The organism is Salinicola lusitanus, assembly GCF_003206045.1.
Lineage (GTDB): Bacteria > Pseudomonadota > Gammaproteobacteria > Pseudomonadales > Halomonadaceae > Salinicola > Salinicola lusitanus.
Genome location: NZ_PZJM01000002.1, coordinates 158,198 through 178,074, shown reverse-complemented (window position 1 = coordinate 178,074; position 19,877 = coordinate 158,198). Strand labels below are relative to the sequence as shown.

Sequence of the window (19,877 nt, the reverse complement as noted above, 5' to 3'; positions counted from 1 at the left end):
TTATGACATCCCACGCTATGGGTTCACGACGCATCAATCCAATCGATTTTTATGATTCTTCTTCATCGGTAAAACCTTTCAATCCCAGCGTTCTCGACAAAACCTTTCGACGTCAGGTATATCGGCAACGCCTTGCGACAAGGGACCCCTCGGTAACGCCGCTTTCGGCGTCAGGCGTGCTCGCGCTGGTCCCGTTGCCCGAGCTCGATCGCCAGGTCGATGACGCCATCGGCCAGCGCCTTGTCGATGTGCTGCGGCCAGGAGGCGGCGAAGTCGAGCCGGGGCAGATCACAGGGCAGGGTGATGAGCTCGCCGCGGGCGATCTCCTGCTCGACGATGCGGGGCGGGATGGCGCCGACGCCGATACCGTCCAGTGCCAGGCGCACGATGGTCCAGACCGAGCCGGAGCAGTGCAGCTTGATCCGCTCCAGGCGCTGCTGATGCAACAGCGACTGCAGCTCCCGGTAGGGGCGGCTGTCGCTGGCGAAGGTGATCAAGGGCGTGCCGGTACGCGCCAGCGCTTCCAGGGTGAACGTCCGGGCCGAGAAGCCCAGCTGCGGGGTGGCGATCAGGCCCGTGGCATAGTGGCATAGCGGCCGGCTGAGGATGTCCTGGGCGTCGACCGGTCCCAGCGTGAAGGCCATGTCGATCTGGCGATTGAGCAGCCGGTTGGCGAGTCCCGGCGTGCCGTCCACCTCGAGCTGCAGCGTCATGTCGGGGAAGCGGTTGGCGAGTTCGGCGATGAACGCCGGCAACCAGCTGTGGGCGATGGTCTCGACCACGCCGAGACGCAGCACTCCCTGGAACGGGTTGTTGGCCTCGAGCATCGCCATCGCTTCCTGGCGTGTCTCCAGCATGTGCTGAGCGTGGCGGTAGAACTGTCGACCCTTGGGTGTGGGCTGGATCGGGCGCTGGGCGCGATCCAGCAGCGGCCCGCCGACGAACTCCTCGAGCCGGGCAATACGATCCGAGATGGAGGGCTGGGTCAGGTGCAGGTGCTGTGCGGCAAGGCGGAACGATCCCAGGCGTACGATCCAGACGAAGGCTTCGATTTCCTTGAAGTCGAACATGGCGGGCTCGCTCGGCGTGCGGTGAAGACGGCAGACGTGATGGCGGCCAGTATTGCATGGATGGCCGCCCTCGAGAGACGCGCGATTTCCGCCATCGTCGGATGTCCGCGCGCGCTCGGTGCCGTTACAATGGGCCACCCTTTCTGCATCGGGCGCGTCCGATTCGCTTCACGAGAGCCGCTTCACAAGAGCCATCGCGTCCGAGCATTGTCATGTGACCGTGACACCTCGACGCCTGCCGACCGTCATCTTTCGAGGCATCGTTTCAGCCGGCATGCGTCGCTCAACCTTCGCCCGACGAGGCAGCCAGACCGCCCTCGAGGCGAACAGCCGAAAACAGGAGCGCTTGATGAGTCAGGATTACCCGGAAAATACCGACCACCGTCGCCGCCACTCCGCCAACGTGGTCGATGGTCCCGGCAAGGCCGCCAGTCGCGCCATGCTGCGCGCGGTGGGCTTTACCGACGAGGACTTCAAGAAGCCGCAGGTGGGCATCGCCTCGACCTGGAGCCGGGTGACGCCGTGCAACAGTCATATCAACGTGCTGGCGGAAGCGGCCAGTGACGGTGCCGACGCCGCCGGCGGCAAGGGCGTGATCTTCAATACCATCACCATCTCCGACGGCATCGCCAACGGCACCGAGGGCATGAAGTACTCGATGGCCTCGCGGGAGATCATCGCCGACTCCATCGAAGCCGTCTCCGGCTGCGAAGGCTTCGACGGGGTGGTCGCCATCGGCGGCTGCGACAAGAACATGCCGGGCTGCATGATCGGGCTGGCGCGTCTCGATCGGCCCAGCATCTTCGTCTACGGCGGCACCATCCAGCCCGGCGCGGGCCATACCGATATCGTTTCGGTGTTCGAGGCGATGGGGGCCTACTCCCAGGGCAACAAGTCGCTGATCGAGGTCAAGCAGATCGAGGAGACCGCGATTCCGGGGCCGGGCTCCTGCGGTGGCATGTATACCGCCAACACCATGGCCTCGGCGATCGAGGCGCTGGGCATGAGCCTGCCCAACTCCTCGGCCCAGGAGGCGGTCTCCCAGACCAAGCACGACGACAGCCGCGCCGCCGGCGAGGCCGTGCTCAAGCTGCTCGAGCTGGACCTCAAGCCTTCCGACATCATGACCCGCAAGGCGTTCGAGAACGCCATCACCGTGGTCATCGCCCTCGGCGGCTCCACCAATGCGGTGCTGCACCTGCTGGCGATCGCCAACACCGTCGGCGTCGAGCTCACGCTGGATGACTTCACCGAGATCGGCAAGCGGGTGCCGGTGCTCGCCGACGTGCGCCCCAGCGGCCACTACATGATGAGCGAGCTGGTGGCGATCGGCGGCATCCAGCCGCTGATGAAGGTACTGCTGGATGCGGGCATGCTCCACGGCGATTGCATCACCGTCACCGGCAAGACACTGGCGGAGAACCTGGCGGACGTGGCGCCGTATCCGGTCGATCAGCAGATCATCAAGCCGCTGGATGCGCCGGTGAAAGCGAGCAGCCACCTGCGCATTCTCTACGGCAACCTGGCGCCGGAAGGGGCCGTGGCCAAGATCACCGGCAAGGAAGGGACTCGCTTCACCGGTCGGGCGCGGGTCTTCAATTCCGAGGAGGAGGCCCAGGCACGCATCAACGACCTGACCGTGGTCGCCGGCGATGTCGTCGTCATCCGCTACGAAGGACCCAAGGGTGGCCCGGGCATGCGCGAGATGCTCACACCCACCTCCGCGATCATGGGCCGCGGCCTGGGCGACAAGGTGGCGTTGATCACCGACGGTCGCTTCTCCGGCGGCAGCCACGGCTTCGTGGTCGGCCATATCACGCCGGAAGCGTTCGTCGGCGGGCCGATCGGCCTGGTCGAGGATGGCGACGAGATCACCATCGACGCCGAGAACGACGTGATGACCGTGCATATCGACGATGCCGAGATGGAGCGGCGCCGCGCGGCCTGGCAGCGTCCGGCACCGCGATACACCCGCGGGACGCTGGCCAAGTACGCCAAGACGGTCAGTTCCGCATCGAAAGGCGCGGTCACCGACCTGCCCGAAGCGCTGGAAGACTGAGTCGGCACCAGGCGGTCGACGCGGTCGCCTTCGCTGAATGAACGCCCCGAGATTCGTCCTCGGGGCGTTTTTCGTCGTGAGGCGACTGCTGAAGCGAAACATGAGCCCAGTTCATGAGCGAGCTGCACAACTTTCATGCGACAGCACGTCTATTGCGTCTCTGGCTTGGGTATCCTGGCGGCCTGCCTCTTCGGTGGCGCCACGCTAGCCGATCCGCTCGCCACCGCCGAACCGTTCCATGACGCCAGGGAATTGCCATGCAAGCCAGTCGCGACCGCATCATCACCACTCATACCGGCAGCCTGCCGCGCACCCCGGCGCTGTCGCGCATGCTGGTGCTGCGGGAGCAGGGCAAGCCGGTCGACAGTGCGGCGTTCGAGGCAGAGGTCGCGCGCTGCCTGGATGGCGTGATCGGCGCCCAGCTCGATGCCGGGCTCGACAGCATCAACAACGGCGAGGCGCCACGAGTGGGCTTCTCGACCTACGTGACCGAGCGCATGAGCGGCTTCGGCGGCGAGGGTCGGCGCAAGCCGACGCTGGATATCCAGAAGTTCCCCGGCTACGCCGAACACATGGCGCGCCAGATCGGTGTCTCCGAGGATCTGGCCAAGGTGTGGAACACGCCGCTGGCCCAGCGTGCGGTGCATTACGATCCGACACTGGCCGGGGTCAAGGCGGAGCTGGCCTCGTTTTCGGCGGCGCTTGCCGGCAAGCCCGCACCGCTGGAGACTTTCATGACCGCGGCCTCTCCCGGCGTGGTCACCACCACCATGCTGCGCGCCCAGGACAACCCCGACTATCCCACCGACCGCGACTACGTGCTGGCGGTAGCCCGCGAGCTGAAGCAGGAGTACGAGGCGATCGTGGCGGCCGGCCACGTGCTGCAGCTGGACGCCCCGGATCTGGCCATGGAGCGCGTGATCCTGTTCGGCGATGCCGATCTGGGGACCTTCCTCGAGCGCGTCGAGCTGCATATCGAGGCGATCAACCTGGCGCTGGAGAACATTCCGGCGGACAAGGTGCGCCTGCACGTCTGCTGGGGCAACTGGCAGGGCCCGCATCAGGATGACGTGCCGGTCGCCGAGCTGCTGCCGATCCTCTACCGCGCCAAGGTGGGGGCACTCAGCATCCCGCTGGGCAATCCGCGTCACGAACACGAGACGGTCTCGTTCAAGACCCATCCGCTGCCGGATCACATGCTGCTGATGCCGGGGGTGATCGATGTCACCACCAACTATCTCGAACACCCCGAAGTGGTGGCCAATCGCATCTGCGCCTCGGTCGATGCCGTCGGCGATCGCGAGCGTGTCGTGGCCGGCACGGACTGTGGTTTCGGCACCTTCGCCAGCTACGAGTTCGTCGCCCAGGACGTGGCCTGGGCCAAGCTCAAGGCGCTGAGCGAAGGCGCGGCGATCGCCAGCCGACGTCTCTGGGGGTGAGTGGGCCCTGCCCATCGCGGTCTCGGCGTCGATGACTTTGCAGATCGCGAGGCTCTCCTATACTGCGAGGGCAAATGGCACAACAGGGAGAGGTGCAATGGCGACCCAATGGATGAGGAATGCCGGGCTGGGCCTGGTACTGAGCACGGCGATGTTCGCCGGTGGCGCCGTGGCGCAGGATAAGACGAGCGATCAGCCCAACGTGAACAAGCAGGAGGGGGCGCAGACCAACGAGCAGGAGCCGGCCCATGAAACCGAGACGCAGGCGGAGGGAGCCCCCAAACTCGCCAAGGATTGTCTCGATCTCGCCCTGCAGAAAGACGAAGGTAGCGAGAAATTCCGAGGCAATTCGATCTACGAGAACAACGCCAAGGACTACGACGCCGATGAGCTCGAGCAGGGAGACACCTTCGAGCTGCGGGTCGATCTGCTCGGCGAGGGCAATGCGAAATACAACCTGACCTGCCAGATCGATGCCGATGGCAATATGACCTACGAGGGCATGGGCAAGTCGACCAGCGTCAAATCATGAAGCGGACTCGTGCAACGTTCCAGACGGCCCCTCGGGGCCGTTTGTGTCTGCACTCCTCGATCGTTTCATCGGGAGATCATCGGTGAGCATCACCGCGGACATTGTCGAGACGACGTCGCCGGTCGGGGTCATCTCGGATACCCACGGGTTGCTGCGGGACCAAGCCCTGGCGCTGCTGGCGGATTGTCGCCCGTTGATTCATCTGGGCGACGTCGGCGATCCGGCCATTCTCGAGCGTCTGGCCGAGCTGGCGCCGGTCTACAGCGTACGCGGCAACATCGACCGGGAGGGGGTGTGTTCGGCACTGCCGTCACACCGCCTGCTGGTGATCAACGGCCGGCCCCTGCAGCTGGTCCATGATGTGGCGGACGTCGACGAGCGGATGGCGTGCGAGGCCGTGCTGCACGGCCACTCGCACAAGCCGCGCAACGAGTGGCGGGGAGAGGGCGACGAGCGGAGGCTATGGTTCAACCCCGGCGCAGCGGGCAAGCGCCGATTCAGCCTGCCGATCACGCTGGGCAAGCTGTGGATCGACGCCGACGGCATCCGCAGTGCGATCATCCATTTGCCGCTGTAAGTTTGGAAATCACTCGCCGTCCGGGGTGATCCGGACCAGCGCGCCGTTGCTGGAGTCCGTCAGCACCCACAGTGCGCCGTCGGGGCCCTCCGCGACATCGCGTACGCGGCCCAGTCTCTCCAGCAGACGCTGTTCGCCACTGACACGCTTGCCGTCGAGCGTCAGCCTCACCAGTCCGCCCGGCGACAGCGACGCGATGATCAGATCGCCCTCCCAACCAGGGAAGCGATCCCCCTGATAGAACGTCATGTCGCCGGGCGCGATCACCGGGTCCCAGTAGTAGATCGGCTGTTCCATTCCCTCCCTGGCGGTCACGCCTTCGCCGATCGGCGCACCGCTGTAGTCCTCGCCGTAGGTGATGACGGGCCAGCCGTAGTTGTGGCCGGCCTCGGGAACGTTGAGTTCGTCGCCGCCCCTGGGCCCGTGTTCGATGGTCCAGAGTTCACCGCTGGCGGGGTTCAGCGCCGCGCCCTGGACGTTGCGATGGCCGTACGACCAGATCTCGGGCAGGCCGCCTTTTTCGACACTTCCGTTCTGGCCACCGGCGAACGGGTTGTCGTCGGGAATCGAGCCGTCGGCGTGGATCCGCACCACCTTGCCCAGATGCGTGTCCAGATCCTGGGCCAGTTGGCGGGGTTCGGGTAGCGAGCGCTCGCCCAGGGTCACGTAGAGTCGGTTCTGGTCGTCCCAGGTCAGCGTGGCACCGAAGTGCTTGGTGGAGTTCCACGCCGGTGTCTGGCGAAAGATGACTTCGACGTCGCTCAGCCGGGCGTGGTCCTGGCTCAGGACGCCACGGGCGACCGAGGTGCCGTTCTCGCCGTCGCCCCTGGGTTCGGCGTAGCTGAAGTAGATTCGCCGGTTGCTGGAAAAGTCGGGGTCGAGCACCACGTCGAGCAGACCTCCCTGGCCGCGGGCATCGATCTCCGGCAGGCCCTCGATGGGCGCGGACAGCGTCCCGGTCTGCAGGTCGACGGCACGCAGTCGCCCGGCGCGCTCGGTCACCAGTGCCATGTCGTTGTCGACAAATGCCAGGCCCCATGGATGGGCCAGGCCCTCGGCTACCGGCGTTGCCGTGAGGGTGACATCGCCGTCGAGCGCCGGCGCGCGGGTCTGGCCGTCGAAGGCCGGGGTCTGCTCCGGCGCATTGGGCGGACCGCTCCGTACCGGCTCCGCGGCGAAGGCCTCACCGCCAAGCGACAACAACAGGGCGGCACCGGGGAAGGTCACCAGATTTCGAAGCATGTCGGTCTCCATGGCAGGGGCTGGCACTGCGTCTGATTCATTGACTGTAGCAGCCTTCCGGGCCGGCGTGAGCGGTGACGTGTTGCTGACAGTTTGAAACCAAAGATTGTCGACAAACGATGCCGCGCTTTGGTCAAAGTTGATATCATTAGCCTTTTATCGGAGTTCGAACTTGCCCACTGACCCCTCCGTGCCCAGCCAGCCATCATCGCGCTTCCGCCCCCCGACGTGGTTGCGATGGCTGCTGCTCGTGCTCGGCTGCGTCGTTGCCAACCGGTCGTTGAACGCGGTGCATATGCCGGCCGGCGGGTTCATCGGCCCGATGGCGGTATCGATCGCCTACGGGGTGCTGGTCGGTGGCCTGAAGTTGCCTCGTATCGGTTTCAAGCTCAGCCAGGGGGTGATCGGCGTGCTGATCGCCCAGACGCTGACCCTGTCGGTGCTGTTCAAGATCCTCGATGCCTGGCCGGTGATGCTGATCGCCACGGCGATCACCCTGCTGCTGAGCCTGGGGGTGGGCATAGGCCTGGTGCGCTACGGCGGCTTGCCTGGCTCGACAGCGGCCTGGGGCACGACGCCGGGCGCCGCCGCGGCGATGGTCGCGATGGCCGAGGAGAGCGATGCCGATCCGCGGATCGTGGCGGCGATGCAGTACGTGCGCGTGGTCTGCGTGGTGCTGGTGGGGGCCCTGGTCAGCCACTACCTTGGCGTGACGGACAGCGCCGGCCAGGGGCACGCTGCCAACCTGCCCGCCAGTCTGGCAGAGCTGGGCAGCTTCGTTGCCACGTTAGCGGTCGTCGTCGGCGGCGTGTGGTTATTCGACCGCCGGTTGCCCGCGGGCGCGTTGCTCGGGCCGGTGGTGCTGGGCAGCGTATTGAGCCTGAGCGGACTCATCACCATCGTGCTGCCCCAGCCGCTACTCGAGCTCGCTTACGGCGTGATCGGCGCCTACGTGGGACTCCGCTTCGACCGGGAGACGGTCCACAACATCGCGCGCGCGCTCGGCAAGATGATTTTCGCCTCGCTGGTGCTGATTGCGCTCTGTGCCGTCTCCGCCTGGCTGATGACGCTGTTGATGCACACCACTTTCATTACTGCCTATCTGGGCACGAGTCCTGGCGGCCTCGATTCGATGACGATCATCGCGATCGATACCCATGCGGATGTGGGGTTGGTGGTCGCGTTGCAGACGCTCAGGCTATTCACGGTCGTGCTGGTGGGGCCGGGGATGGCGAGGCTGGTCGCGCGGTTCGCCAAGCCATCGGCGACCTGACAGGGACCTCGAGGGTGAGTCTCTTTGACCGTAGCCAGGCGAAGGCTGGGCTAGCGTGGAGCGTTCGACGGGTCACCGGCTGATCGACGCCGGACGGCTTGGCACCGGGGCCTCGGGTAGCGCCTAATGAAGGCTCCATTGCCAGCGCTTGTGCTTGTGACGCGGGGCCGGCGTGTGGCTGCGGACGCGGCTGACCCAGGCCTGGCGCGACTCCCAGCGTATCAGGTAGACGGTCTCGCCATCGCGTAGCGGAGGGTTGGCCGGATCGATCAGGACCGCGTCGAACCAGCGTGAGAGATGATAGACCTGGAGCTTGCCGGTGACGGGGTGAGCGGCCACCTGGACGGCGGCCTCCGCGCCGCCGCCGCTGTCCGGTCGAAGCGACAGCGCCCACCAGCCCGGCATGCGGTGCCGGAGGATCATGGCGAGCGAGCAGAGCGCCAGCCAAAAGACGATCTCTCCCGGCGTTGTACTGAACCATGACTCCATGGAATCCCCCTGCGACTCGGTGGCGATAGCTTCCAGTAATGGGCCATCGTCCTTTTTATGCGACGCCTTCGGGGGCGTCGTCTGTCTTCGATAGATCCAGCGTTACCCAGCACGATACGGATAGCGAGTGCCGCTCTCCACACCAGAACGGTAAACAATTGCTGTCTTACGTAGCGGTTCCCGGTGATTGTTGCGGTGATTTCCCACCGCGCGAGACGGTTTTCCTCGTGACTCTCTTCTGGACACTGTCCCATCCGCGCCAAGGGGTTTGCGGACCCGTGGGGTCTGCAGTATTTCTGAAAGCGCAAGGTCTCCTCGCACCTCGAGGGGAAACGGGATGCGGGATGCAGCGGCTGGTCTCACCGCCCTGCACCGACGACAACAAGGACAACGACAGTGGCGAGAGGCGGATATGAAACAGCAACCCTCCAACATTCAATACCGGCAGGAAGACGCCAGTTACTTCGAACAGCGTGGCCTGAGCCGATATGCCGGCCCCTGGTCGCTATGGGCGCTGGGCGTCGGCGCGGTCATTTCCGGCCACTACTCCGGCTGGAATCTGGGGCTCTCCATCGGCGGCTGGGGCGGCATGGCGATCGCGACCGCGTTGATTGCGATCATGTATCTGGGGCTGACATTCTGTATCGCCGAGATGTCCCCGGCGTTACCCCACACGGGAGCGGCATACTCCTTCGCGCGCTCTTCGATGGGGCCCTGGGGTGGCTTCATTACCGGCCTGTGCGAGAACGTCGAGTACATCCTGACCCCGGCGGTCATCGTCTTTTTCATCGGTTCCTACCTGGGCAGCATCTTCGAGACGCCAGCGGCGATGCAGCCGCTATGGTGGGTGATAGGCTATATCCTGTTCGTGGGACTCAATATCGTGGGCGTAGAGCTATCGTTCAAGGTCACCTTGACGGTGACGCTGATGGCGCTGGCGGTGCTGATCGTGTTCTGGGTATCGGCGATTCCCAACATCGACTTCTCCACCTGGGCGCTCAATATCGGCAGTGGCGGTGAATTGCTGGAGGGCGGCGGCGGGCCGTTGCTGCCGATGGGCATTGGTGGCGCGCTGGCGGCGATGCCTTTCGCGGTGTGGCTGTTCCTGGCGATCGAGCAGTTGCCACTGGCGGCGGAGGAGTCGGTCGATCCCAAGCGAGACATGCCCAAGGGCATCATCCTGGGGATGATCACCCTGATCGTCTCCGCCTCGATGGTGCTGTTCCTCAACCCTTCACTGGTCGGCGTCGGGGCCTACGCCCTTGGCCAGAGCGGTGAGCCACTGCTGGACGGCTTTGCCGCCATCTACGGCAGCGGCCTGGCCAAGGTCCTGGCTCTGGTGGCGATCATCGGGCTGATCTCCAGCTTCCATACCATCATCTTCGCCCAGGGGCGTCAGATCTACTCGCTGTCGCGGGCCGGCTACTTCCCGACCTGGCTGTCGGTCACCCACGGTACCCGCAAGACGCCGCACGTGGCGATGATCGCCGGTGCCTGCCTGGGGCTGGTCATCATGCTGATACTGTTCACCGGCCTGGGGATCGACCAGGGATCGGCGGTGATCGGCGGAACCCTGCTCAACATGGCGGTGTTCGGCGCCATGTGCTCCTACATCGCCCAGGCGGCATCGTTCATCCTGCTGCGCAGGAACCGCGCCGACATCCCGCGCCCCTATCGCAGTCCTTTCGGGGTGCCCGGCGCCTGGATCACCATCGTCATCGCGCTGGTGACGCTGTTCTTCCAGCTGAGCGATCCCACCTATCGGGTCGGCATCCTCGGCGTCATCGTATGGTTCGCTGTCGCGATCGCCTATTTCGCGCTGGTCGGTCGTCATCGGCTGATCCTGTCGCCGGAGGAGGAGTTCGCGATGGCGCAACGCGAGGCGGCGAGCTAGAGCGCCGAGGCGGCGGCCGCGATACGGCAGGGGCGCCGATCGCCCCGGCTGGCGGAAACGACAAGGCCCCGATCCTGGGACCGGGGCCTTGCGTTCGAGAGGCAGGGCGTGGGAAGCCCGCCGTCGACCTCTACTGCTGGGTCTTGAAGTACTTGTCGTAGATCTTCTGGTAGGTGCCGTTGTCCTTCAGCGTGGCGAGGGCATCGTCGAAGCGCTCGGCGAGCTCCTTGTCGCGGGGACGGAAGGCGATACCGAAGCCTTCGCCGAAGTATTTTTCCGGCTCGCTGATCATGTCGCCGACGGTGACGTAGTCGCCATCCTTGCTATCCAGCAGCGTGGACTTGCCCACCGGGAAATCGAGGAAGGCGATGTCGACGCGTCCGGCATCCATGTCCAGCACCAGGTCGTCGGCGGTGGTGTAGCGGCTGATGTTGGCCACGTCGCCGTACATGTCGGTGACGTAGTTGTCCTGCAGCGTGCCGCGCTGGACGCCGATGGTTTTGCCCTTGAGCGACTCGGGGTAGGTGGTCTCGATGCCGCTGTCGGCAGCTGCGAACCAGGCGGAGGGCGGCTTGATGTACGGATCGGAGAAGAGCACGGTCTGGCGGCGCTCGTCATTGATCGTCATCGACGACATGATGGCGTCGTACTTGCGCGCCAGCAGGCCCGGAATGATGCCATCCCACGCCTGCACGACCCATTCGCAGTCGGCGTTGATCTGCGCGCACATGGCGTTGCCGAGCTCGATGTCGAAGCCGGTCAGTTCACCATCCGGAGTGCGATATTCCATCGGCTCGTAGGGAACGTCGACGCCGATACGCAGCTGTTCGGTGTCCTGGGCCTGGACGACGCCCGCGATCAGCGCGGCGCCAAGCAGGCTGGTGGTCAGCAGTTTTTTCATGGATCGCTTCTCTCTCGTGATGCGTGTGTTCTTGTGTGTTGCGACTCGGTCCCGGTTCGTCCGGCGCTTCGTGGGCGGCGAACGATCCACGACATCCGATGGATGACAACCGCAGCATAACCAAAGCTTACACGGTTGAATATCACCTCGATCAACGCCTGGTTCACGGCGCCAGCAGGTAGCCGCTGCGGTGACTGTGGTGGCCGGCGATATCGGCGACGATCATGCCGGCCGTGGCCATGCGGCGCTGGCTGCGGGCGTAGAACATGCCTGCCTGCGGCGCGCGGACCGGCTCGACGCGATCGCTGATCGGGTCGATGATCTCGGCGATGAGCTGCCCCGCCTCGACGACCGTTCCCGGCCTGGCATGGAACACCAGCAGCCCGCCGATCGGCGCATGCAGGAAGTCCATCGCCGCCAGTTCGGTGGCGGGATAGGCGAGCTCGGGCAGGGGCGGCGCCTCGCCGGCGACGAGTCCCAGGTGGCGGAGCCAGTCGATGATCGCCTGGGCGTCGTGAGCGGCGAGGTCGTGATCGACGTCGCGCTGCCCGCGCAGCTCCAGGGTCACCGACTGACAGCCGTAATCGAGCGGGAAACGGTCGCCGAAGGTCTGCCGAAGCCGCTCCCACACCAGCGTGAAGCACTCGTCGAACGACTGGCCGCCGGAGTCGGTCGCCAGCATGCTCGCCTTGGCGCCGAAGTAGCGTGCCAGCGGCTCGAATACCGGCCATGCCGCCGGGGTGGTGTAGAGATGCTCCACCGCATCGAAATCGCAGTGCAGGTCGAGCACGAAGTCGGCACGGCAGGCCAGGCGCTGCAGGGTCAGACGCATCGACTCCAGCGTCGTCGTCGGCGTCATTGCATCGAGCGCTGCCTCGAACCGGTCGCGGATCAGGTCGCGGTTGTGGGCGACGTCGTCGTTCAACGCGGCGTCCAGGCCAGCGGCGATCTCGTCGGCGACGTTGGCGTAACGGCGGTTGAAGTTGGTCAGGCTCTCGAAGTCATAGCGGCCCAGCGGCGTGTCCATCAGTTGCTGGTCCAGGCCGACCGGGTTGGCCACCGGAACGAGGGTGACGCGGCAGGCCAGCAGGCCCTGGGCTTCGAGTTCGGCCAGGCGCTGCTTCAGGGTCCAGGCCACCAGCATGCCGGGCAGCTCGTCGGCGTGCAGGGCACCCTGGATGTACAGGTGGCGCTCGGCGTCCGCCGGGCCGTAGTGAAAGCTGTCGATCTGTCGCTCGGTGCCCGGCACCGGGCTGATCAATGGGTGTCTCCGATGTTCCACGACGCTTCCTCGGCTCGAGAATCGATAGGTCCGGTCGCTGGCGCGGCAGCGACCGGAAGGGACTGGATTACTGGGCGCAGTCGGCTTCGCTGGGGCGGACCGACAGGTCGTAGTCGAAGTACTGATCCATCAGCTTGTCGAAGGTACCGTCGGCGTACACCTCGCAGATCGCCTCGTCGAACTTGGCGGCCAGCGCCTTGTCGCGCTGGCGGAACGCCATGGCGGCACCCTTGCCGAAGATCGACGTCGGCGTCTTGATGCTGTCGCCGAGCTGCTTGTAAGGGCTGTCTTCCTGGCGGAAGTCGATGGCGTCGTTGGCGATCGGGAAATCCTCGAAGGTCAGGTCGAGCCGGCCGGACTTGAGATCGTTGACCACTTCCTGGGAGGAGCCGTAGCGGTGGATGTCGAGAACGTCACCGTACTCCTGGGTGACGTAGACGTCGCGAATGGTGCCGCGCTGCACGCCCACCGAAAGACCCTTGAGCGACGCCTTGTCGTCGATGTCGATGTCGCGATCCCGGGCGGTGATCCAGACGCTCGGCGTGTTGTAGTAGGGCAGCGAGAACATCACCTGGCGCTCGCGCTCCGGGGTGATCGCCATCGACGAGAGGATGGCGTCGTACTTGCGCGCCAGCAGGCCGGGAATGATGCCGTCCCAGCTCTGCTCGACCCAGCTGCACTCGAGGTTGGCGCGAGCGCACAGCTCGTTGCCGAGGTCGATCTCGAAGCCCTCGAGCTTGCCGTCGGCATCGCGCATGACGAACGGCTCGTAGGGGACGTCGATGCCCAGGCGAACGGTCTCCTTGGCGTCCTGCGCCATGGCCTGGCCGAGGAACTGGCCGGAGACGAGTGCGCCGGCGAGCAGGGCGCTGGTGATCCACTTGTTCATGTTCGACTCTCTTGTGATTGGTGGTTGATGATCGGGAAGCGACGCCGTCGTGACCGAATCGCCGGCCGTCAGGCGCCCCGTGGGCGCAGGTGCGCCAGCAATCGTTTTTCCAGCCTGCGGAACAGGAACATGATGCTGAAGGTGAGGCAGAGATAGATCAGCGCCACGAAGATGAACGCCTGGAACGGCGCATAGAAGCGGGCGTAGACGTAGTACGCCGCCCCGGTCAGATCCATGATCGTCACCACGCTGGCCACGGCGCTGGCGTGGAGCATGAAGATCACCTCGTTGCCGTAGGCCGGCAGGGCGCGACGGAAGGCGCTGGGCAGGATGATGCGGCGCATCATCAGCTTGCGCGACATGCCGTAGGCGCGGGCGGCCTCGATTTCGCCCTTGGCGGTATTCTTGATCGCGCCATGGAAGATCTCGGTGGTATAGGCCGCGGTATTGAGCGTGAACGCGATCAGCGCCGGGAAGAACGCCTGCTTGAACACCACCCAGAAGATGCTGTCCTGGATGCCGTCGAAGAAGACCACGCCGTAGTAGACCAGATAGAGCTGGATCAAAAGCGGCGTACCGCGGAAGACATAGGTATAGGCGTAGATCGGCAGCTTGATCCAGCGCCGCTTCGAGCCGCGGCCGATGGCCAGCGGCACCGCCAGGATCACGCCGATCAGCAGCGACAGGAAGACCAGCTGCACCGTGGTGACGAGCCCGTCCCAGTAGAAGCTGAGCGTATTGGCGGTGAAGATGGCGTTGCCGGACAGCAGTTCGGTGAACCAGCCGTTCAATTGTTCCATTCGCTGGACTCCCCGAAGCCGGTGTTATAGCGCTTGGTCAATTTGGCGAAGCCCCACTCGGAAAGCGTGGCGATCAGCAGGTAGATCAGTGCCACCGGGATCATGAACAGGAAGGGCTCGTGGGTTGCCTTGGTCGCCTCGGCGGCCACTCGGACCATGTCGGTCAAGCCGATGATCGAGACCAGCGCAGTGGTCTTGAGCAGCACCATCCAGTTGTTGCCGATCCCCGGCAGGGCATGTCGCATCATCAGCGGGAAGCGGACACGCCGGAAGGCGAGCAGCGGACTCATGCCGTAGGCTCGCGCGGCTTCCATCTGTCCCTCTTCCACCGACTGAAAGGCGCCGCGGAAGGTTTCGCCCATGTAGGCCCCGAAGATCAGGCCAATGGTGATGACGCCCGCCACGAAGGCGTCGACGTTGATGAAGATGTCGATGTCGAAGGCGTAGTAGAGCTGGTCGGTGAGCATGTTGATCCCGATCTGCCCGCCGTAGAACAGCAGCATCATCAGCACCAGATCCGGAACGCCGCGCACCAGCGTGGTGTAGAGCGTGCCGATGCCGTGGATCAGCCGGTTGCGCGACAGCTTGGCGCTGGCGGTCAACAGTCCCAGGATGACTGCCAGTATCAGCGATAGCACCGCCAGTTCGACGGTGACCAGCGCCCCCTCGAGCAGCCGCGGGCCGTAGCCTTGCAGGTCGATCATGATGGTTTCCGCCTCAGTGCTTGGGCGCCAGGAACTGGCGCAGGCGCTCGGAGCGCGGGTTGTCGAGGACGTCGGCCGGTGCGCCGACCTCTTCGACCACGCCCTGGTGCAGGTAGATCACCTGGCTGGAGACATCCCGGGCGAAGGCGATCTCGTGGGTCACCAGAATCATGGTGCGGCCCTCGTCGGCGAGGTCGCGCATGACCTTGAGGACGTCACCGACCAGTTCCGGATCGAGCGCCGAGGTCGGCTCGTCGAACAGCATGACCTCCGGGTCCATCGCCAGTGCCCGGGCGATGGCGCCGCGCTGCTGCTGACCGCCGGACATCTGGGTCGGGAAGTAGTCGGCGCGATCCAGCAGGCCGACGCGGTCGAGCAGGGCGCGGGCCTCTTCGATCGCCTGCTTCTTGGGTTTCTTCAGCACGTTGACCGGCGCCTCGATGACGTTCTCGAGCAGGGTCATGTGCGACCAGAGGTTGAAGTTCTGAAACACCATCGAGAGCTTGGCGCGAATGCGCTCGACCTGCTTCCAGTCGGCAGGCTCGCGGCCGTGCTTGGTGGCGCGGAAACCGATGGTCTCGTTGTGAACGATCAGTTCGCCTTCGTCGGGCTGTTCCAGCAGGTTCATGCAGCGCAGGAACGTGCTTTTCCCGGAACCGGAAGCACCGATCAGCGTGATGACGTCGCCTTTCTGTGCCTGGAGAGAGATCCCCTTGAGTACCTCGTGATCGCCGAAGCGCTTCTTGATGCCCTTCGCTTCCAGGGGAATGGGGGTCGCGGCCATGATGTTGTCCACCGAGTGGGTTGGCTGGCGGGAAGCGGCACGGCGTCAGATGGCCCGTCTTGCTGTCGACCGAGCCATCGTCGATGGCGTTGGCGACGCCGACTCCCCGGCGAAAAATGCGGCGATTCTAGCAGTTTCGCCGTTAGGTTCCAGATAACGCCAGGTCGGAGCGTCGACGGGGACGGGGCAGGGGCAGGTGATCGAAGGGTAACTCTTTGTTCATTTTGGAAAACTCCTGAATGGTGTTGTCATTGTTCAGCGAATCGAAAATCGTCTTGGGCGAATCGGCGATCGCGATCGTCGATGCCGCCGCCAGGCCTAGCCGGGAACGTCGCAGGGCCGCACCAGCAGCGCCGCGCGCGCACCGAGCTCGACCTGGGCGTTGGGAAAGACCACCGACAGTGGCGCCTCTTCCACCACGAACGGGCCTTCCGTCTCGTCCTCGGCCAACTTTTCCCCCACCGCGAACTCGCTGAAATTGGCGACATCCTCGGCGAACGTGAGCCGGAAGGCGTCGCTCGTACGCATCAGCTCGAAGGCTACCTGGAAGAATCGGAGGTCGGCCACGTCGCCACTGGCCGGCGCGACGCCCTGCGCCAGCGTGGCGAGCCACCCCCGCATGCCGTCCAGGGCGTCGAGGTCGTTGGCGCCGAACGGGCGTACCTTGCCGAGTTCCAGCGTGTAGGCTTCGGCGGCGTGGTAGTGGCGGGAGTAGTGGGAGAAGGTCCAGCTGTGTCGATGCTGGAGCAGTACGGCCTGCATGCCGGCCGCGGCTAGATCGGGCCATGCCGAGCGAGGCTGGGTCTCTGCCTCTCCGTCCGTATAGGGCACCACGGCGAAGCGCGGATAGCGGCTGTCGCGTATGGCGGTGTGCAGGTCGAGATGCAGCGGGCGATGGCGGTGACGCGCGAAGAAGTCGTCGACCGCATGCATCAACGTCCGCGCCCGTTCTGGCTCCTCTCCCTCCTGGTCGAGCCCGCGCCGGAACAGGCGGTTGAGATTGGTGGTGACGAAACGCGTCTGCGCGCGAATCGAGGGAATGTTGCCGAGGATGACCAGTAGCGGCGCCCCCAGCGCGAGACGCCCGGCCTCCAGCGCGGCGAGCAGCTCGCCGACCAGCTCGATGGGAGCGGTCTCGTTGCCGTGGATACCCGCGGAAATCACCACGCTACGCGCATCGGAAGCGGCGACATCCGGTGTCAGCTCGAGAATCCCCTCGCCGTGGAGCCGGTAACGCCCGCCTGGGAGCGGGCCACTGGCGGGTCGACCGGCGACGCTGCCGTCTAACGTTGCCGAGAGCCAGTCATCGAGCATGGAGATCTCGGGGCATCGAGGCGCTGATCGAACTCTCTCGGAACCCGGGAGAGGAGGAGATCGGCGCGAACAAGGGGTGGATCGGGTTCATGCCGATTCTCGGCTGCTGTCAGTGAGCGTCCAGCTTACCCCGATCGTGGGTCCCGGCAAGCGGCCTCGTCGACACGCTGAAAAAACGCGGCCTCATCTTGAAAGCCGGCGGCACCGGATCCAGCGACGGCGCTGACGGTCATACGCCGCGAGTTCCGGTGTAGAGGGTATAGATCGAACGGCTCGCCGCCATCAGCAGCCGGTTGCGGTGTTCACCGACGAAGCAGAGATTGGCACACACCTCCGGCAGCAGGATCCGGCCGATCCGGTCCCCGTCGGGAGAGAAGATCGAGACGCCGTCATGGCCCTCGCCGCCGGAGGTCGCCGCCCACAGATTGTCGTCCTGATCCAGGGTGATGCCATCGTAGGTCTCGGCGTCCTTGCTCGACACCAGGGTCTCGCGGTTGCTGAGCGACTGGCCATCCTGAGAGAGCGTCCAGCGCGACACCGTTGCCGGGCGGTCGGGAAAGTGGGAGGGGGCGGTGTCGCTGGCATAGAGCGTCCGGCCGTCGCCGGACAGGGCGATACCGTTGGGCTTGCCGAGCTCGTCGCTCAGCAGCTTGGGGGTGTCCAGCGTGTCGTCGACATAGTAGATCGCCGGCTTGATCTCCAGCGCGCGCTTCTCGCCCTCGTAGTCGACGTGGGCGCCGTAGCCGGGATCGGTGAAGATCACCCCGTCGTTGGGCAGGATCACCAGGTCGTTGGGGGCGTTCAGCCGCTTGCCCTGGTAACGGCTCGCCAGCACGGTGGTGGAGCCATCCCATTCGTAGCGCACCACCCTCGCCGGTGAGTGCTCGCAGGCGACCAGGCGGCCGTGGTGATCGAACGCATTGCCGTTGGAGTGACCCACGCCTTCGCGCAACACGCTGACCTGGCCGGTCATCTCGTCCCAACGCATCTGCCGGGCGCGGGGGATATCGCTGAACACAGCGTAGCGGCCGACCGCGTTCCAGGCGGGGCCTTCGAGCCATAGCCCGCCGGACCAGTGGCGCTCGAGCGGGGTATTGAACAGGTAATAAGGCTTGAAGCGGTCGTCCAGCACCTGCCATGCCTCGTCGGGATAGCGAGTGGGCGGGGCCTCGGTGGTCTGGGCCAGCAGGCCGGGCGAGAACGCGGCGGAGACGCCGATCAGGGCAGAGTTGCGCAGAAGCTGTCGACGATCGAGGGTCATGGCGGGCTCCAGGTAAAAATGGCTGTACCCACTATAGAACGTCTTTCGGCAATGACCGCCGGAGGCGCCGGGATGTCGACCAAAGCACGAGCGGCAGCCTCAAGCCCGTGGTTTTCCCGAACCGCCGGCTCGCGGGCAGGCATCCGGATCCTGGGTGACCTGGATCAGTTCGTCGACCGGAAACTCGAGCTGGCGGGCCTGCGAGATCAGCGCCGTATAGGTGGGCTCGTCCAGCGTCGGATCCCGTGAAAGTATCCACAGGTAGTCCCGGTCCGGGCCGGCGACGAGAGCATGTTGATAACTCTCGTCCAGTGCCAGCACGCTGTAGCCTGCGTAGAAAGGACCGAAGAAGCTGACCTTCAGATGGCCGACGCTGGGGTCCCCGGCGAAGCTGGCGTGCCCCTCGGCGCTTTCCCAACTGCCCTTGGCAGGGTCGTAGCCACGATTGACGACGCGGATGTCGCCGTCGGCGCGGCGAGTGTACTCCGCGGTGACGCACTCCAGGCCCTCCTCGAAGCCGTGGTCGAGCCGGGCGATTTCGTACCACTGGCCCAGATACTGGTCGATCTGGAAGTCACCGACCGGTTGCGTGCCTTCGGGGACGCCCGTGCAACCCGCGAGCAGAGTGAAAGGGGCGAGCCAGGTCAGTCGCGGATATCGCGGGAGTCTCGAGGGCAGCAACATGAGGATCCTTCCTTTTATGGCTGTTGCTGAGAGTTTTCCGACAGGAAAAAGTTGCACCCGCCGCTGGCGCCGCCGGATCCCGGCGACCGCTCCGGCCGGAGCGGTCGTCGGATGGTCGCCATTCAGCTGGCTTCCCGGCTCTCCATCTCGTGGCGGTAGGTCTTGGCGAGATCGGCCTTCTTCGAGTCGTCCAGCGCCCGGCCCGCCAACTGGAACACTTCCTGTTCCTCTTCGTCGAGATGGTGCGTTACCAGGTGCTGGAGTTTCTTGGCACTGGCCAGCCAGCCCGGCGAGTCGTATTCGGTGGCTTCCAGGGTTTCCAGCAGCTCGTCGATCTCGTGATGTTCGGCGACGCTGTGCCGTGCCTTCTCCTGGGTCATGTCGTATTCCATCATCGGAATATAGAGCGCCCGCTCTTCGGCGGCGGCGTGGTTCTCGAGTTCGGCGCGCAGCCGTTTGAACAGCTCGTCGCGGCCTTCACTGTCGCCGTGGGTCTTGACCAGCAGGTCCAGCAGGCGGCGCTGCTTGTCGTGGCTCTCACGCAGGTCTTCGAAAAGCGTCATCGTCTTCATCCTTTGTCGCGGTCCTTGCGGGTATCGGCAGCGGTTCGTGGCCGCCGCTCGCCACAAGGTTAGGCGATAAGGACTATTGCTGCTAAATCCGCTTCGCACCTCTTCACGGGT

At 65.0% G+C, this 19,877-nt stretch carries 19 protein-coding genes; 6 read left to right on the top strand and 13 right to left on the bottom strand.

Features of this window, described 5'->3' with window-relative positions; genetic code table 11:
• Positions 1-170 precede the first annotated feature (170 nt).
• Positions 171-1,070 carry a LysR family transcriptional regulator gene (locus DOM45_RS02625; RefSeq protein ID WP_110597967.1) on the bottom strand — a complete coding sequence of 300 codons (900 nt, stop codon included), beginning with the start codon at positions 1,068-1,070 and terminating at the stop codon, positions 171-173.
• Between the two features lie 349 nt (positions 1,071-1,419).
• Here DOM45_RS02625 and ilvD point away from each other — a divergent pair, with 349 nt between their 5' ends.
• From ilvD to DOM45_RS02605, 4 genes are all read left to right on the top strand, one after another.
• Complete coding sequence (gene ilvD, locus DOM45_RS02620) at positions 1,420-3,129, top strand: dihydroxy-acid dehydratase (protein WP_110597966.1); 1,710 nt, start codon at positions 1,420-1,422, stop codon at positions 3,127-3,129.
• Between the two features lie 257 nt (positions 3,130-3,386).
• On the top strand, positions 3,387-4,568 hold the full coding sequence (locus DOM45_RS02615; RefSeq protein WP_110597965.1) for a cobalamin-independent methionine synthase II family protein: 1,182 nt from the start codon (positions 3,387-3,389) through the stop codon (positions 4,566-4,568).
• Between the two features lie 97 nt (positions 4,569-4,665).
• Entirely contained in the window at positions 4,666-5,100 is a 435-nt protein-coding gene (locus tag DOM45_RS02610) for a hypothetical protein (RefSeq protein ID WP_110597964.1), read from the top strand.
• An 82-nt stretch (positions 5,101-5,182) separates the two neighbouring features.
• A complete protein-coding gene (locus DOM45_RS02605; RefSeq protein WP_342588708.1) occupies positions 5,183-5,677 on the top strand; it encodes a metallophosphoesterase family protein in 495 nt (164 codons plus the stop codon).
• A gap of 9 nt (positions 5,678-5,686) precedes the next feature.
• Here DOM45_RS02605 and DOM45_RS02600 read toward each other — a convergent pair whose 3' ends face one another.
• Positions 5,687-6,919, bottom strand: coding sequence for a PQQ-dependent sugar dehydrogenase (locus tag DOM45_RS02600; protein ID WP_110598189.1), 1,233 nt, complete (start codon positions 6,917-6,919; stop codon positions 5,687-5,689).
• Between the two features lie 172 nt (positions 6,920-7,091).
• Here DOM45_RS02600 and DOM45_RS02595 point away from each other — a divergent pair, with 172 nt between their 5' ends.
• Positions 7,092-8,192, top strand: a complete 1,101-nt coding sequence (locus tag DOM45_RS02595) for an AbrB family transcriptional regulator (RefSeq protein ID WP_198655691.1) — start codon at positions 7,092-7,094, stop codon at positions 8,190-8,192.
• Positions 8,193-8,315: 123 nt separating this feature from the next.
• Here DOM45_RS02595 and DOM45_RS02590 read toward each other — a convergent pair whose 3' ends face one another.
• The gene (locus DOM45_RS02590; protein ID WP_110597962.1) at positions 8,316-8,681 is read right to left on the bottom strand and encodes a hypothetical protein; all 366 of its coding nucleotides are present in this window, start codon (positions 8,679-8,681) and stop codon (positions 8,316-8,318) included.
• Between the two features lie 412 nt (positions 8,682-9,093).
• Here DOM45_RS02590 and DOM45_RS02585 point away from each other — a divergent pair, with 412 nt between their 5' ends.
• Positions 9,094-10,575, top strand: a complete 1,482-nt coding sequence (locus tag DOM45_RS02585) for an amino acid permease (RefSeq protein ID WP_110597961.1) — start codon at positions 9,094-9,096, stop codon at positions 10,573-10,575.
• Positions 10,576-10,705: 130 nt separating this feature from the next.
• Here DOM45_RS02585 and DOM45_RS02580 read toward each other — a convergent pair whose 3' ends face one another.
• The 10 genes from DOM45_RS02580 to DOM45_RS02535 all read right to left on the bottom strand — a co-directional run bounded on the left by DOM45_RS02580 (position 10,706) and on the right by DOM45_RS02535 (position 19,757).
• A complete protein-coding gene (locus tag DOM45_RS02580) occupies positions 10,706-11,476 on the bottom strand; it encodes an ABC transporter substrate-binding protein (RefSeq protein ID WP_110597960.1) in 771 nt (256 codons plus the stop codon).
• A 163-nt stretch (positions 11,477-11,639) separates the two neighbouring features.
• A complete protein-coding gene (locus DOM45_RS02575) occupies positions 11,640-12,758 on the bottom strand; it encodes a succinylglutamate desuccinylase/aspartoacylase family protein (RefSeq protein WP_110597959.1) in 1,119 nt (372 codons plus the stop codon).
• Between the two features lie 67 nt (positions 12,759-12,825).
• Positions 12,826-13,647 (bottom strand): transporter substrate-binding domain-containing protein, encoded by an 822-nt coding sequence (locus DOM45_RS02570; protein WP_110597958.1) that lies wholly within the window; start codon positions 13,645-13,647, stop codon positions 12,826-12,828.
• A 68-nt stretch (positions 13,648-13,715) separates the two neighbouring features.
• Positions 13,716-14,447, bottom strand: coding sequence for an ABC transporter permease (locus DOM45_RS02565; RefSeq protein WP_110597957.1), 732 nt, complete (start codon positions 14,445-14,447; stop codon positions 13,716-13,718).
• Positions 14,435-15,151 carry an ABC transporter permease gene (locus DOM45_RS02560; protein ID WP_110597956.1) on the bottom strand — a complete coding sequence of 239 codons (717 nt, stop codon included), beginning with the start codon at positions 15,149-15,151 and terminating at the stop codon, positions 14,435-14,437. The genes DOM45_RS02565 and DOM45_RS02560 overlap by 13 nt, the downstream gene beginning before the upstream one ends.
• Before the next feature lie 13 nt (positions 15,152-15,164).
• Complete coding sequence (locus tag DOM45_RS02555; RefSeq protein ID WP_110597955.1) at positions 15,165-15,935, bottom strand: ABC transporter ATP-binding protein; 771 nt, start codon at positions 15,933-15,935, stop codon at positions 15,165-15,167.
• A gap of 318 nt (positions 15,936-16,253) precedes the next feature.
• Complete coding sequence (locus tag DOM45_RS02550) at positions 16,254-17,249, bottom strand: succinylglutamate desuccinylase (protein ID WP_110597954.1); 996 nt, start codon at positions 17,247-17,249, stop codon at positions 16,254-16,256.
• A 229-nt stretch (positions 17,250-17,478) separates the two neighbouring features.
• Complete coding sequence (locus DOM45_RS02545; RefSeq protein WP_110597953.1) at positions 17,479-18,510, bottom strand: SMP-30/gluconolactonase/LRE family protein; 1,032 nt, start codon at positions 18,508-18,510, stop codon at positions 17,479-17,481.
• 99 nt (positions 18,511-18,609) lie between these two features.
• A complete protein-coding gene (locus DOM45_RS02540) occupies positions 18,610-19,194 on the bottom strand; it encodes a lipocalin family protein (protein WP_110597952.1) in 585 nt (194 codons plus the stop codon).
• Positions 19,195-19,316: 122 nt separating this feature from the next.
• Positions 19,317-19,757 (bottom strand): hemerythrin domain-containing protein, encoded by a 441-nt coding sequence (locus DOM45_RS02535; protein ID WP_110597951.1) that lies wholly within the window; start codon positions 19,755-19,757, stop codon positions 19,317-19,319.
• Positions 19,758-19,877: the final 120 nt, after the last annotated feature.